We start from the raw sequence: 13514 nt of genomic DNA on the forward strand, positions 1-13514 counted from the left end.
CAACCGGTGCGTGATGGACCACTGTCGGCCTTCTTTCCCTTGCTGTTAGGTCTACTTTACGCGGGGGTAATATGACCCGGCGGCATCTTCGGGCATAGATTGAAGTATGGCTTCCAAGATCACCGCAAATGCCGCACCCGCAACCCCGGAACTGCTGCTCGGTCAAGTGCCTGGTCCACTCGTCGAACCGGCAGGCGCCTTGAGCCCCGAAGAGGTGGAACGCTACTCCCGGCATCTGATCATTCCGGAGATCGGCGCAATCGGACAGCGCAGGCTGAAAAACGCCAAGGTGCTGGTGATCGGCGCCGGCGGACTCGGCTCCCCGGCCCTGTTGTACCTGGCCGCCGCCGGAGTCGGGACACTCGGCATCGTCGACGACGACGACGTGGACCTGAGCAACCTCCAGCGGCAGGTGATCCACGGCGTCGCGGACGTCGGCCGGCCCAAAATCGAGTCCGCACGTGACGCCATCGCCGCGTTGAACCCGCTCGTCGACGTCCGGCTGCACAACGTCCGGCTCGACGCCTCCAACGCCCTGGAGCTGTTCGCCGGCTACGACCTCATCCTCGACGGCGCGGACAACTTCGCCACCCGCTACCTCGTCAACGACGCGGCCGCCATCCTCGGCAAACCCTACGTCTGGGGCTCGATCTTCCGTTTCGACGGGCAGGTCAGCGTCTTCTGGGAAAAGCACGGACCCACTTACCGGGACCTGTACCCGGAGGCGCCGCCCGCCGGCTCCGTCCCGTCCTGCGGGGAGGGCGGGGTGTTCGGCATGCTGTGCGCCGCGGTCGGATCGCTGATGGTGACGGAGGCCGTGAAACTGATCACCGGCGTCGGGCGGTCCCTGCTGGGGCGGGTGGCACTCTTCGACGCCCTCGGCGGAACCTGGCGCGAGATCAAGGTCTCCCGCGACCCGGAGGCGGAGCGCATCACGGAACTCACCGACTACGAGGCCTTCTGCGGCATCACCCCGTCCGCCGATGCGGGCACGGAGCACACCGTCACCACCACGCAGCTCGCCACCATGCTGGCCTCCCGCAAGGCCGGGCTCAAAGACTTCCAGCTGGTGGATGTGCGCGAAAGCGGGGAGTACGAGATCGTCCGGATCGACGGGGCCGTGCTGATCCCGCAGGGCCGGATCCTGGCCGGCGAAGCCTGGAACGAGCTGCCGCAGGACACGGACATCGTGTTCCACTGCAAGGGCGGCACCCGCTCCGCGGCGGTCCTCGCCGCGGCACTCGCCGCCGGCTACGAGCGCGTCAGCCACCTCGACGGCGGGATCCTCGCCTGGGTGCGGGACGTGGAACCCGGCAAACCCGTGTACTGACCACCAGGCGACTGATCCGAAAGGCATGACATGGGCGACGACAGCACCCTGACTCCACAGCACAGCATCGGCTCCGGCTTCGGCCGGGACTCGACGGCGGCGGACGTCGTTGCGGGCATCGACCTCAGCGGCAAGGCCACCATCGTCACCGGCGGCTACTCCGGGCTGGGCCTGGAAACCGTCCGGGCGCTGCGGTCCGCTGGCGCCACGGTGATGGTGCCGGCACGGCGGCCCGGGCATGCCCGCGAAGTCCTGGACGCGGCCGGTCTAGGCGATGTGGCGGTAGCGGCGCTGGACCTTGCGGAGCAGTCCAGCGTCAAGGAGTTCGCGGCGGCCTTCCTGGCCTCCGGATTCCTGGCGCCCGGACAGGGGCTGGACATCCTGGTCAACAACGCCGCCGTCATGGCGAGCCCGGAACGCCGGGTCGGGCCCGGCTGGGAGTCCCAGTTCGCTACCAACCACCTGGGCCACTTTGCCCTCACCAACCTGCTCTGGCCCGCGCTGGCCGCGGCCCGCGGCGCCCGGGTGGTTTCGCTGTCCTCAACGGGACACAAGATCGCCCCGGTCCGGTTCGATGACATCAACTTCGACTCCGGCTACGACAAGTGGAAGGCCTACGGGCAGGCCAAGACGGCCAACGCGCTCTTCGCCGTGCAGCTCGACGCGCTCGGGAAACACGCCGGTGTGCGGGCCTTCGCCGTGCACCCGGGCGGCATCATGACCGAGCTGCAGCGCCACCTGCCGCGCGAGGAAATGATCGCCTCCGGCTGGATGGACGCCGAGGGAAACCTCGACCCTCGGTTCAAGACCCCGGAACAGGGCGCCGCGACGTCGGCCTGGGCGGCAACCTCCCCGGCGCTCGAGGGCAAGGGCGGCGTCTATTGCGAGGACTGCGACATTGCGGACCCCACGGCCGTGGGGTCCCCGGTGGCGCGGGTCAGGGGAGTGGACGCGCACGCCGTGGACCGCGCGGACGCGGCCCGGTTGTGGACCCTGTCGGCCGAGCTGACCGGGCTCAATGCCTTCGGCCAGGGCCGCTAGCGGCAGTTACGCGGATTCCCGCTTGTCGTCCAGCCCGGCGATCACGGTGTGGTCGATCGGGCACTCGGCATCGGCGGCCGGGGCGGCAGGCTGCTCGACCGTGATGCCGTAGAGGGCTTCGAGGGCTGCAACGTAGTGTTCCTGCTGGCCGTTGGCGGCAAGCTCGCGGGCGCGGACCGTCGGCACGTGCAGCAGCTGCTTGACCATCCGGCGCAAGGCAAACTCGACTTCCTCGGCCGCGGCGGTGCAGCCGTGCCGGGCACGGACCTTTTCCATTTCCGCGTCCAGGACATTCATGGTGTGCCTGCGCAGCGCGACGATCGCGGAGTCCACCGAGCGCGCTTCGCGTTCCTGCTCGAAGGCGCCGGAAGCGCCCGCAACAATGCTGCTCGCCTGTTCCAGCGACTCCGACTGTTCCTGCGGGGCCGCGAGGCGGACGGACTCGAGGGTGAGGAGTTCGATGCCAGGGAGCTCGCCGACAGCGGGGTCGAAGTCGTGCGTGAGGGCGAGGTCGATGGCAATCAGAGGCTGCCGCGATCCGGCCCGGACCTGGGAAAGTTCTGACGCCTCGACGCGCGTGTCCGAACCGCTGCAGCCGATCATGACATCCGCGGCGGCGACGGCGGCGGGGAGGCTCGCGCCGTCCAGGGCCGTGCCCCCGCGGGTGGCGACGAAGCCGGCCGCGCGGCCCGAGGAGGAATAGACGGAGACGTCCGTGCAGCCACGTTCGCGCAAGAGCGACATGGTGGCGCCGGCATACGCGCCGGTGCCGAAGACCACGGCCTTCTTGGTGGACCAGTCCGGATTTTCGGACAGCTCGGTGGCGAGGTCCAGCGCCACGGAGACAATCGAGAGCCCCCGGGAGCCAAGGGCAGTCTGCGCCCCGACGTCCTTCGCGGTCTTGGAGGCGGCCTGGAACAGCCGGACGAGGCCGGCGCTCGCCGTGCCTTCGTGCTGGGCGGTGATCAGGGCCCGGCGCACCTGGCCGGCGATCTCGCGCTCCCCCACGACGGCGGAGTCCAGCCCGGAGCTGACGGAGAACAGGTGCTTGCTGACATCGGAACCCGTGCGGGTGTTGAAGGACCGCGAGACGAGCTGTTCGTTGAGTCCGGTGGAGCCGCTGATCTGGGCGATCAGGGCGGCGCGGGCGGCCTCGACGTCGTCAGGGTGCGGGGCTTCGCCGTAAATCTCGAAGCGGTTGCAGGTGGCAAGGACGACGGCACCCGCCACGGCCGGCGATCCGGCGATGGCGGATGTGGCGAGCCTTGAAGAGCCGGTGCTCAGCTGAGCAACGGTCTCGAGGTCGATGTCGGCGTGAGTAGCCACCAATGAAAAAAGAACCACAGCATCACAATCATAGCTTTTTCGCCCCTGTGTAGAACAACTAGGCGGCGTGGGGCTGCGCACGCTTCGCTGTGATTCCCGCCACGGCCGCGCTCTGAACTACGGCGGTGACAGGCTGTCGTTATCTTTTAGTGCCGATTTTGGGCACAATCGAAGTCATGAATCCTAGCGCTGCGGCAACCCACGGCACCACCGGCACGTCCGGAGCCGGCACCTCCACCCACCAGACCGCGGGCCTGGCTGCCAGCCACCCGCTGATGGACGGCCGCACCGCGGATTCCCCGCTGATCACCGCCTACCGCGGCGGCAAGCCCTCCCGCCGTCCCGTCTGGTTCATGCGCCAGGCCGGCCGCTCGCTGCCCGAATACCTCAAGATCCGTGAGGGCGTCGCGATGCTGGACTCGTGCCTGCGCCCCGAGCTCGCCTCCGAAATCACCCTGCAGCCGGTCCGCCGCCACGACGTCGATGCGGCCATCTTCTTCTCGGACATCGTCATCCCGCTCAAGCTGGCGGGCGTCGGCGTGGACATTGTCCCCGGCGTAGGCCCCGTGCTGGACAAGCCGGTCCGGACCGCCGCGGACGTTGCCGCCCTCCCGCAGCTGACCTGGGAGGCCCTCGAACCGATCCGCGAAGCCGTCCGGCTCACGGTGGCCGAGCTGGGCAGCACCCCGCTCATCGGCTTCGCCGGCGCGCCGTTCACGCTCGCGGCGTACATGGTGGAAGGCAAGCCGTCCCGCGACCACCTCGGCCCGCGCACCATGATGCATGCCGACCCCGAGACCTGGACCGCCCTGGCCAACTGGGCCGCAGACGCCTCCGGGATGTTCCTCCGGGCACAGCTCGAGGCCGGCGCCTCGGCCGGCCAGCTCTTCGACTCGTGGGCCGGTTCCCTTGGCCTCGCCGACTACCAGCGCTTCGTGGCCCCGGCATCCTCACGCGCCCTGGACCACGTCCGGCACCTTGGCGCCCCGCTGATCCACTTCGGCACCGGCACCTCGGAACTGCTCGTGGCCATGCGCGACGTCGGCGTCGACGTCGTCGGTGTCGACTACCGCTTGCCGCTCGACGAGGCCAACCGCCGCCTGGGCGGTACGGTGCCGCTGCAGGGCAACATCGACCCGGCACTGCTCTCGGCACCCTGGGACGTCCTCGAAGCACACGTCCGGGAAGTCATCGCGGCCGGCTCGGCGGCTCCGGGCCATGTCCTGAACCTGGGCCACGGCGTGCCGCCGGAAACGGACCCGACGGTGCTGACGCGCGTCGTCGAACTGATTCACTCGATTTCACCGGAGTAGGCGGGCATGGGTGAGGGCAACCCCGGCCGGAGCGCCATTGTGGTGGGCGGCGGGATCTCCGGCCTGCTGGCCGCCCGCGAGCTCGCCCGCGCCGGCGTAAGGACCACCGTGCTCGAGGCCGCCCCGTCCTGGGGCGGCTGCGTCGGCAGCCATGTGGTCGGCGGATTGACCCTGGACAGCGGCGCCGAGTCCTTCGCCACCCGCTCCCCGGCGGTGGCGGACCTCGCCGCGGAGCTGGGGATCGCCGACGGGATCGTGGCACCGAACCCGGGAGGCGCCTGGGTCCAGCTGCCCGACGGTCCCCGCGAACTGCCCCGCACCGGTGTCCTCGGTATCCCGGCCAACCCCTGGGACCCCGAAGTCCGCCGTTCCCTCGGATTCCTCGGCTCGCTGCGCGCCTCGCTGGACGCCCTGCTTCCGGCCTCCCTCGGCACCGGCAGCGGCGACACGAGCGTCGCGGCGCTGGTCCGGGCCCGGATGGGACGGCGCGTCCTGGACCGGCTCGTGGCACCGGTGGTGGGCGGCGTGCATTCGGCCGACCCCGGCGTGCTCGACATCGACATGGTGGCGCCCGGCCTCCGCGCCGGCATCAGGCAACACGGCTCCCTGGCTGCCGCCGTTGCCGCCCAGCGCCGGGGAGGCGCGGGGGCCGGGACCGGGAACACGGCCCCTCAGGGCGGGCTGCAGAAGGCCGGCTCCGCCGTCGCGGGCCTCCGCGGCGGCATGCACACCCTCGTCGCCGCGCTCGTGGCCGACCTGGCCGGACGCGGCGTCACGCTGCTCAGCAGCACGCCGGCAGACTCGGTGGCGCGCACGGCCGGCGGCTGGCACGTCGCGTCCGGAGACACCGGATACGACGCCGGACTGCTCGTCGTCGCTGTCGACGGCCCGGCCGCCGTCGGACTGCTGGCCGGGGCCCTGCCGGAACTCTCCAGCCGCCGCCCCGATCCCGGACCCGACGTCAGCCTGGTCACCCTCGTCGTGGACCAGCCGCGGCTCGACGACGCCCCCCGCGGTACCGGCGTCCTGGTGGCACCGCAGAGCCCCGGCATCCGCGCCAAGGCCCTCACCCATGCCACCGCGAAGTGGGGCTGGCTCGCCGAGCGGACCGCCCCCGGCACGCACGTCCTCCGCCTCTCTTACGGCCGCGCCGGCAGCGGGAACGGGCCCGCCTCAGCGACGGAGGAGGAGCTCTTCCAGGCCGCCCTGCACGACGCCTCAGCCCTGCTCACCGTGCCGGTCACGGCCGGCGACGTGCGGGACTGGGACGTGGTGCGCTGGTCCGGTGCCCTGCCGTTCGCGTCTCTCGGGCACAAGCGGCGGGTCGCCGAAGTCCGGGAGATCTGCGCGGCGGACGGCACCCTGGCCGTCGTCGGCGGCTGGCTGTCCGGCAACGGGCTCGCCGCGATTGTGGCCGACACGCCGAAAGTCCTGCATAGCCTGCTGCCGTAAGCGCCGCAGCCGGCCGGCGCTGGGCACGTTCACCGACCATCCGTCAAAATTCCCCCCGACGCTTATACCGGTTAGGGTCGGTGACCATGGTTATTCTCAGGTCCAACGTTTCGAAAACGCAGACCGGTCACCATGGGGGACTCCGACGCGTCATGGCGACAGCCGCGCTCGGAACGGTGCTGGCTCTGTCCGCAGGAGTTCCTGCCTCGCACGCCGCAACCGCGGCCCCGGCTTCTGCGGCGTCCGTCACGACGGCCGGGAACTCCCTGACCCTCGGTCTCGACGACCTCCTCGGCGGCCTGATCCGGTCCCCGCAGCCGACGCCGTCCCAGCCGCCCACTTCGTCGCCGCAGCCGACGCCCACGAAGGAGCCGACACCGACGAAGCAGCCGACACCGACGAAGAAGGCAACACCCTCGCCGCAGCCTGAGCCCAGCGACGACGCCGGGGCTCCGACGCCGCCGCAGTCGCCGGCGCAGCCTTCAGCCCCCGAGGCCCCTCCGGCCGCCGGGACCGAGCCGGCCGCCCCGCATCCCGACGCCCCCGCCGCCCAGCCGGGCGGGGGCACAACGCCGGAAATTGGACCATCTTCCGGTGCCGGCCAGGCCGCAACTGATGCCCGGGCGCCCGGGTCACCCGCTGCGTCCACCCCTGGAACCTCCGCGTCGCCGGCGTCGGAGCCGGAATCCTCGCCGGCAGCCTCGCGGCCCGGGGCCGAGGGCCACGCCGGGAGCACCTCCATGAAGGCCACCTCCGTCAGGGAAGAGGATGTCCCGTCCCCGCTGCTTGGCTGGGGGATCTGCCTCGTCGCCATGTCCGTGATCGCCGGCGCAGTCGTTGTCAGGATGCGGAAAGTCTGAGCCGTGCACGGCGCGCAGACCGGCGGCGCCAAACCCCGAAAATGTGAATTCGAGCACTTCTACGCGTTGTAGAAGTGCTCCATTTCGACTTAGCTGCGGGGAAGGGGCAGACTGGTTAACCATGAGCCACACTTCTGCCGAATCTGTCACTAAAACCGAAGAATCAGCCGAGCAGTTCTTCACTCTCTGGACGGTTTTCAAGCGCTCCGCCGACGTCCTCCGCAGCGGCGACGCAGCCGATGACTACGACGCCCTGATCGGACGCCTGGCCGAGGCCGGAGTGGTCCACCGCGGCAGCTACGACGTCTCGGCGATGCGCGCAGACGCGGATGTCATGGTCTGGCTCCACGGGCCGAAGCCCGAGGACCTGCAACGGGCAGTCCGGGACGTCCGGCGCAGCAAGCTGTTCGCCGGCACCGAGATCGTCTGGTCGGCCATGGGCGTGCACCGTGAAGCCGAGTTCGCCAAGAACCACACCCCCGCCTTCTCCCGCGGCGTCGAACCGGCAGAGTGGCTTTGCGTCTACCCCTTCGTCCGCTCCTACGAGTGGTACCTCCTCCCGGACGCCGAACGCGGCGCCATGCTCCGCGACCACGGCATGTTGGGCCGCGACTTCCCCCAGGTCATCTCCAATACGGTCTCCTCCTTCGCCCTGGGCGACTGGGAATGGATCCTCGGACTGGAAGCCCCCGAACTCGTCGACCTCGTAGACCTGATGCGCCACCTCCGGGCCACCGAAGCCCGCCACCATGTCCGGGAAGAAATCCCCTTCTACACCGGCCGCCGGGTCACCGCCGCCGAGATCGCCGAGGTCCTTGCATGAGCCCGCTGGATCCCGAGTCCGTCCTCGGGGTTACCGAAGTCAACACCGTCACCGAGGCCGGCCGGATGGCCCCCAAGGAGTACGACGCCGTGCTCCTCGCCTCCTTCGGCGGGCCCGAAGGCCAGGAGGACGTCATCCCGTTCCTCCGCAACGTCACCCGCGGCCGCGGCATCCCCGACGAACGGCTCGAAGAGGTCTCGCACCACTACCGCGCCAACGGCGGCATCAGCCCCATCAACGGACAGAACCGTGAGCTCAAGGCCGGCCTCGAGGCCGAACTTGCCGCCCGCGGCATCGGGCTGCCGGTGTTCTGGGGCAACCGCAACTGGGACCCGTACATCCCGCAGACCCTGCAGGACATCTACGACGCCGGCCACCGCAAGGTCCTTATGCTCACCACGAGCGCCTACTCCTGCTACTCCAGCTGCCGCCAGTACCGCGAGGACATCGGCATGGCGCTGACGCAAACCGGGCTCGAAGGCAAGCTCGAGGTCGACAAGGTACGCCAGTACTTCGACCACCCCGGCTTTGTGGAACCGTTCATCGAGGGCACAGCCGCCGGCCTCGCCGACGTCCGCGCCCGGCTGGCCGCGGCAGGCACCCCCGACGCCCCCGTGCACACCCTGTTCGCGACACACTCCATCCCGACCCGCGACGCCGAGGCCGCCGGCCGGTCCGGGGGGGAGCCCCGCCAGTTCGAGGAAGACTCCGCGTACGCCGCGCAGCACCTGGCCTCCGGCACCGAGATCATCCGCCGGGTGGAGGCCGAAACGGGCCTCGCCGCACCGTGGTCCCTCGTCTACCAGTCCCGCTCCGGTGCCCCGCACGTGCCGTGGCTCGAACCGGACATCAACGACGCCATCGAGGAGCTCGCCGGCCAGGGCGTCAAGGGCATCGTGATTGTGCCGCTGGGCTTTGTCAGCGACCACATGGAAGTAGTCTGGGACCTGGACACCGAGGCGCTCGAGACCTGCGCCAGGCTGGACCTGGCCGCCACCCGCGTCCCCACGCCCGCAACGCACCGCAAGTTTGTCGCCGGGCTCGTGGACCTCATCTGCGAACGGACCGCCGCGAACAACATCGCCGAGCGCCCGCACCTGACCAAGCTCGGCCCCTGGTACGACGTCTGCCGCCCCGGCTGCTGCGCGAACTTCCGCGGCGAAAAGCCCACCATCGCTGGAGCCGACACCACCGTCGGGACCGGCCACGATCCCTACCCGCCCGCGGGAGCGGGCACAGCCGCGACGCCGGCCGGCCGGGTGAACTCATGACCGTCCGGATCGGCACCCGAGCCAGCAAGCTGGCCCTGACCCAGACCCAGCAGACCGCGGACCAGCTTGCCGCCGTCGGCGGGTTCCCCGTCGAACTGGTCCACATCCGGACCGACGGCGATGTCCTCAAAGGCTCGCTGTCCCAGATGGGCGGCACCGGCGTCTTCGTTGCCGCGCTGCGCGAAGCCCTGCTGCAGGACAAATGCGACGTCGCCGTGCATTCGCTCAAGGACCTCCCGACGGGTCCCGCCAGCGGCCTGAGCCTCGCGGCGACGCCGAAACGCGTCGACGTCCGCGATGTCCTCTGCGCCCGGGACGGGCTCAAGCTCGCCGACCTGCCCGCCGGCGCCACCGTGGGCACCGGCTCCCCGCGCCGCGCAGCCCAGCTCCGCGCCGTCCGTCCGGACCTGGACATCCGGGACATCCGCGGCAACGTGGACACCCGGCTGGGCCGTGTCCCCGGGCTCTCGGGCAACACGACCGACGCCGTCGTGGACGGCAAGTCCTGCGACCTCGACGCCGTCGTGCTCGCCGCCGCCGGGCTGCACCGGATCGGCCGGCTCGACGCGGTCAGCGAGTACCTCGAGACCGATGTCATGCTGCCTGCCGCCGGGCAGGGGTCACTGGCCATCGAATGCCGCACCGCCGATGCGCCCCGCCGGGCAGGGTCCACCGAAGGCTCCCAGGGCGTGCTGGCGCAGGCCCTCGCGGCCATCGATGATCCGGACACCCGGCTCGCCGTCACGGCCGAACGCGCACTGCTCGCCCGGCTGGAGGCCGGCTGCGCCGCCCCCGTGGGCGCGTACGCCTACCGCAAGGGCAGCATGCTGTACCTCGAAGCGGTGGTCTGCGCTGTCGACGGCTCGGCAACCGTCCGCGATAAGAAGGCCACCGACGGCCTCACCGAGGTCGGGGCAACGCTGCTCGGGATCGAGCTGGCTGAGGTCCTGCTTGCCCGCGGCGCCGCGGACATCGCCGACCTGGCAGCTTCCTGAACCGCGGATTCCATCACTTCATGGAAAGGCACAGCGACCGCAACCACCCGGACGGGCCACAAGGCATGAGGGTGCCGGACGGCGCCCGCGTGCTGGTTGCCCGCAGTCCGGACCGGGCCGGCGAGCTAGTCACGGCCCTCCGCCGTGTCGGTGCCGAGCCCTTGCTCCTGCCGCTGATCGACTTCGAGCAGGCCAGGGACCAGCACTCCCTCGACGTCGCCTTCGACGCCCTCGGCGCCGGGGCCTACACCTGGCTCGTGATCAGCAGCGTGACCACCGTCCAGGCCCTGGAGGCGAAGGCGGCCGAACGCGGCGCCTCCCTCAGCAGCTGGCTGCCCGGCAGCGTCCTCGTGGCCACGATCGGTCCGGCGACCCGCAGTTTCCTCGAATCCCGGGGCATCAGCGTCGACCTTGCCCCCACCGGCCAGCAATCCGGAACGGGCCTGCTCGACATCTGGCCCCCGAACCAGGGCAGTGTGTTCCTGCCCCAGGCGGACATTGCCGACCTGCGGCTCCGCAAGGGCCTCGAGGCCCGCGGGGCCGCCGTCCAGGCCGTCACGGCCTACAACACCGTCGACTATCCGGCCGACCCGCGCCGCGCCCTCCCCGCATCCCCGCCGGCCCCGCCGCAGACCTCGCCCCAGACCGGGCCAGCAGGGCACGACGCTCCGGCAGCAGCAGTGCTCACCGCGGCCGAGGCGAAAGCCGAAATCGGCGCCGGCCGGCTGCACGCCGTCGTCGCCGCCTCGCCCAGCGCCGCCCGCCGCATCCACGCCGACCTCGCCCCGCTGGGCAGCTGCCGGTTCGTCGCCATCGGAGGCTCGACGGCGGCCGAGGCGGCGTCCCTCGGCCTCACCGTCGCCGCCGTCGCCCAGGAGCCGACCGCCTCCGGCCTGGTTGCCGCCGTCGTCCGGTCCCTCGGCCACCAGCCCGCTCCACCTCATCCGCCAGTCGCAGAGCCTTCAGCAAAGGACACCATATGAGCTTCCCGACACACCGCCCACGCCGGCTCCGCACCACCCCGGCCATGCGCCGGCTGACGGCCGAACACAGGCTCTCGGCCTCGGAGCTCATCCTGCCGGCCTTCATCCGCGAAGGCCTGACCGAGCCGAACCCCATTGCCTCGATGCCCGGCGTGCAGCAGCACACCACCGATTCGCTCAGGCGTGCCGCAGCCGAGGCCGTCCGGCGCGGCGTCGGCGGGATCATGCTGTTCGGGATCCCCGCGGTCCGGGACGCCACCGGCACGGCCTCGCTGGACCCCGACGGCGTGCTGAACAAGGCCATCCGCGACGTCCGCGCCGAGGTCGGCGACGAGCTCGTGATCATGAGCGACGTCTGCCTGGACGAATTCACCGACCACGGCCACTGCGGTGTCCTCGACGCCAACGGCTACGTCGACAACGATGCGACTCTGGAGATCTACGGCCGGATGGCGGTCGCGCAGGCGGAAGCCGGGGCCCACGTCCTCGGCCCCTCCGGCATGATGGACGGCCAGATCGCCGTGATCCGGCAGGCCCTCGAGGAAGCCGGCCACGCCAACACCGCTGTCGTCGCCTACGCCGCGAAATACGCCTCAGCGTTCTACGGACCCTTCCGGGAGGCCGTCGACTCGCAGCTCAAGGGCGACCGCCGCACCTACCAGATGGACGCCGCCAACCGCCGCGAAGCGCTCCTCGAAGTGGAACTGGACCTCGAAGAAGGCGCCGACATCGTAATGGTGAAACCCGCCATGAGCTACCTCGACATCCTCGCCGACGTCGCCGCGATGAGCCCGGTCCCGGTCGCCGCCTACCAGATCTCCGGCGAGTACTCGATGATCGAGGCCGCCGCCGCGAACGGCTGGATCGACCGCCGCGCCGCGATCACCGAATCCGTCCTCGGCATCAAGCGCGCCGGGGCCAACATGGTCCTGACCTACTGGGCGAGCGAGCTCGCCGGCTGGCTGAAGGAGTCCTGATGAGCACCCCGAACCCCACCGCAGGGACGAACACCGTAGGGGCGAACCCCACCGCCCCCGTCGGACCGGACCGCATCCTGCTGGGACTGAACACCTTCGGCGACGTCGGGGTCTTCCCCGACGGACACCCCGTCCCGCACGCCCAGGTGCTGCGCCAGCTCCTCGAACAGGCCGAACTCGCGGACGAAGTCGGGCTGCACGCCTTCGGCGTGGGGGAGCACCACCGCCGCGACTTCGCGGTTTCCTCCCCGGAGGTGTTCCTGGCTGCCGCGGCGGCCCGGACCAGGAACATCCGGCTCGGTTCGGCCGTGACGGTGCTCAGCTCCGATGACCCCATCCGGGTCTTCCAGCGCTTCGCCACCGTCGACGCGATCGCCAACGGCCGGGCCGAGGTCATGCTGGGCCGCGGCTCGTTCATCGAGTCCTTCCCGCTGTTCGGCCTCGATCTGGCCGACTACGAGGTCCTGTTCGAGGAAAAGCTGGACCTCTTCGACAAGGTCCGGGCGCAGCAGCCCGTGCACTGGGAGGGCCGCACCAGGCCCGCCGTCAACGGGCTCAGTGTCTACCCGCCGCTCGAACACCACCTGCTGCCGGCCTGGATCGGCGTCGGCGGGACCCCGGAGTCGGTGCTGCGCTGCGCCGAGTACGGCTACCCGATCATCTTCGCCATCATCGGCGGCCAGCCGCGGGCGTTTGCGCCCCTCGCCAACCTCTACCGCGAGGCGATGGCAAAATACGGCCACCCGATGCAGCAGATGGCCACGCATTCACCCGGCCACGTGGCCGCCACCGACGAAGAAGCACGCGAGGAGTTCTTCCCGCACTGGCTCGAGCAGCGGAACCGGATCGGGTCCGAGCGCGGCTGGGGCCCGGGCAACCGGGGCGAATTCGACGCGATGTGCACGCCGGAGGGTGCCCTGTATGTCGGCTCGCCGGAAACCGTCGCCGCGAAGATCGCCCTGCTCAAGAAGAGCCTTGGCGTGGACCGCTTCGACCTCAAGTACAGCAACGGCACGCTGCCGCACGCAGCCATGATGCTGTCGATCGAACTGTTCGGCACGGAGGTGGCGCCCCGCGTGGCTGCCCTCCTGGCCGGCGCCTACCCGCCCCGGTAGAAGCAGCCCAGTGAAAGCACCTGAAAGA

General features: G+C 70.6%; 12 protein-coding genes. 11 read left to right on the top strand and 1 reads right to left on the bottom strand.

Going from position 1 to position 13514, the window contains the following annotated elements; translation table 11 throughout:
• The first annotated feature begins 106 nt into the window (after nucleotides 1–106).
• Nucleotides 107–1330, top strand: a complete 1224-nt coding sequence (gene moeB, locus ABIB51_RS01475) for a molybdopterin-synthase adenylyltransferase MoeB (protein ID WP_354184762.1) — start codon at nucleotides 107–109, stop codon at nucleotides 1328–1330.
• Nucleotides 1331–1360: 30 nt separating this feature from the next.
• Nucleotides 1361–2371 carry an oxidoreductase gene (locus tag ABIB51_RS01480; protein ID WP_354184763.1) on the top strand — a complete coding sequence of 337 codons (1011 nt, stop codon included), beginning with the start codon at nucleotides 1361–1363 and terminating at the stop codon, nucleotides 2369–2371.
• 6 nt (nucleotides 2372–2377) lie between these two features.
• Here the strand turns inward: ABIB51_RS01480 and ABIB51_RS01485 are convergent, their stop codons facing one another.
• Nucleotides 2378–3715 carry a glutamyl-tRNA reductase gene (locus ABIB51_RS01485; RefSeq protein ID WP_354184764.1) on the bottom strand — a complete coding sequence of 446 codons (1338 nt, stop codon included), beginning with the start codon at nucleotides 3713–3715 and terminating at the stop codon, nucleotides 2378–2380.
• Nucleotides 3716–3873: 158 nt separating this feature from the next.
• Here ABIB51_RS01485 and hemE point away from each other — a divergent pair, with 158 nt between their 5' ends.
• From hemE to ABIB51_RS01530, 9 genes are all read left to right on the top strand, one after another.
• Nucleotides 3874–5010, top strand: coding sequence for a uroporphyrinogen decarboxylase (hemE, locus tag ABIB51_RS01490; protein ID WP_354184765.1), 1137 nt, complete (start codon nucleotides 3874–3876; stop codon nucleotides 5008–5010).
• A 6-nt stretch (nucleotides 5011–5016) separates the two neighbouring features.
• Nucleotides 5017–6462, top strand: a complete 1446-nt coding sequence (gene hemG, locus ABIB51_RS01495; RefSeq protein ID WP_354184766.1) for a protoporphyrinogen oxidase — start codon at nucleotides 5017–5019, stop codon at nucleotides 6460–6462.
• Between the two features lie 152 nt (nucleotides 6463–6614).
• A complete protein-coding gene (locus tag ABIB51_RS01500; protein ID WP_354184767.1) occupies nucleotides 6615–7322 on the top strand; it encodes a hypothetical protein in 708 nt (235 codons plus the stop codon).
• 121 nt (nucleotides 7323–7443) lie between these two features.
• Entirely contained in the window at nucleotides 7444–8145 is a 702-nt protein-coding gene (hemQ, locus tag ABIB51_RS01505; RefSeq protein WP_354184768.1) for a hydrogen peroxide-dependent heme synthase, read from the top strand.
• The gene (locus tag ABIB51_RS01510) at nucleotides 8142–9416 is read left to right on the top strand and encodes a ferrochelatase (RefSeq protein WP_354184769.1); all 1275 of its coding nucleotides are present in this window, start codon (nucleotides 8142–8144) and stop codon (nucleotides 9414–9416) included. Before hemQ ends, ABIB51_RS01510 begins: the two co-directional genes overlap by 4 nt.
• The gene (hemC, locus tag ABIB51_RS01515) at nucleotides 9413–10411 is read left to right on the top strand and encodes a hydroxymethylbilane synthase (RefSeq protein WP_354184770.1); all 999 of its coding nucleotides are present in this window, start codon (nucleotides 9413–9415) and stop codon (nucleotides 10409–10411) included. The genes ABIB51_RS01510 and hemC overlap by 4 nt, the downstream gene beginning before the upstream one ends.
• A 20-nt stretch (nucleotides 10412–10431) precedes the next feature.
• Nucleotides 10432–11394, top strand: coding sequence for a uroporphyrinogen-III synthase (locus tag ABIB51_RS01520; protein ID WP_354184771.1), 963 nt, complete (start codon nucleotides 10432–10434; stop codon nucleotides 11392–11394).
• Nucleotides 11391–12371 (top strand): porphobilinogen synthase, encoded by a 981-nt coding sequence (hemB, locus tag ABIB51_RS01525; protein ID WP_354184772.1) that lies wholly within the window; start codon nucleotides 11391–11393, stop codon nucleotides 12369–12371. The genes ABIB51_RS01520 and hemB overlap by 4 nt, the downstream gene beginning before the upstream one ends.
• Entirely contained in the window at nucleotides 12371–13486 is a 1116-nt protein-coding gene (locus ABIB51_RS01530; RefSeq protein WP_354184773.1) for an LLM class flavin-dependent oxidoreductase, read from the top strand. The genes hemB and ABIB51_RS01530 overlap by 1 nt, the downstream gene beginning before the upstream one ends.
• Nucleotides 13487–13514 lie beyond the last annotated feature (28 nt).

The organism is Arthrobacter sp. UYCu712, from assembly GCF_040547005.1.
Classification (GTDB): Bacteria; Actinomycetota; Actinomycetes; order Actinomycetales; family Micrococcaceae; genus Arthrobacter.